Annotated in this window: 1 protein-coding gene; it reads right to left on the reverse strand. The window is 35.9% G+C overall.

Translation table 11 applies throughout. The features are described 5' to 3' along the window. Positions 1–384: 384 nt before the first annotated feature. Entirely contained in the window at positions 385–759 is a 375-nt protein-coding gene (locus tag CF394_RS12075) for a hypothetical protein (RefSeq protein ID WP_094943937.1), read from the reverse strand. Positions 760–916 lie beyond the last annotated feature (157 nt).

A 916-nucleotide genomic window follows, 5' to 3' on the forward strand; every position in this document is an offset into this window, starting at 1 on the left:
CCGACAGTACTTCCAGCTGTCCGGACTAACTGGAAATTCTATCGGAAAGAGCTCTTACTACTAATATACGAGGAGGAAGCTTTTGGATTATTGGAGATGAAAAATTAAAATCTTTTGTAAATACACTTTCAAATATGGGTTATAATTTTCACTTCACATCTAAAGGAAGCAGGGCTACAAAACATCAGCCAGGTTGGTATTCTAAAAACATCTAATCAGTCCAATAAATTATCGCTTCACAAGAAAAATTGATAAGACTTTACTAGTTTCATTTGTTTTTAATACGCATATCTAATGCAAATTCACTTATTTGTCTGGCTTAGGAGTCAATATAATTAGATGGAGCATGTCATTAATTTACAATGGCATGCCCCAATCTTGTATTTATAGATGTTTATCTTCTTTCCGCTCAAAATACCAATGCAACCGAAACTCACAAATCTCCCGAGTCCACTGAAATAAAATCTCTTGATCTTCAACTGCCACATCAAAATCAAACCAAAAATAGTTATCCTCAAACCTCACCATACTATCTTGTTTGCCACTCCAAAACTTCATCGGGTTATCTTCAATATGCTTGGCAATTTTCTTTTCATCAAAGCTTGAAAACTTGATTTGTTGAGCGGGAGTGAAGTCGGTATCTCGACGGTATTTTTTGTCCCATAGGAAATCATAGAAACATTTGGCTACTTCTGATGCTGTTATGTGCTTGTACCAGTCGGCTGGACCTCGCTGTAACATGCAATGAAGTAGTGTCATCTTATAACTCTTTGTCATACTCGTCTTTTCTACTTCAAGTAAACAGGTTTGATAATCTTTCAAAACTTGTTGTTCATGAGGTAAGCGTCAAATAGTGAACACGTTGTTTCTTATTAAAGAAAATGCCGGTCAAAATCAGAAGTTGATTTTGACCGGC

Origin of the sequence: Tetzosporium hominis, assembly GCF_002265435.1 — a bacterium.
In the GTDB taxonomy this organism is placed as follows: Bacteria; Bacillota; Bacilli; order Bacillales_A; family Planococcaceae; genus Chryseomicrobium; species Chryseomicrobium hominis.

What these genes read in the sequence shown, in the direction of transcription:
- CF394_RS12075 (WP_094943937.1), bottom strand. Translation starts at nt 759, where the DNA reads ATGACACTACTTCATTGCATGTTACAGCGAGGTCCAGCCGACTGGTAC.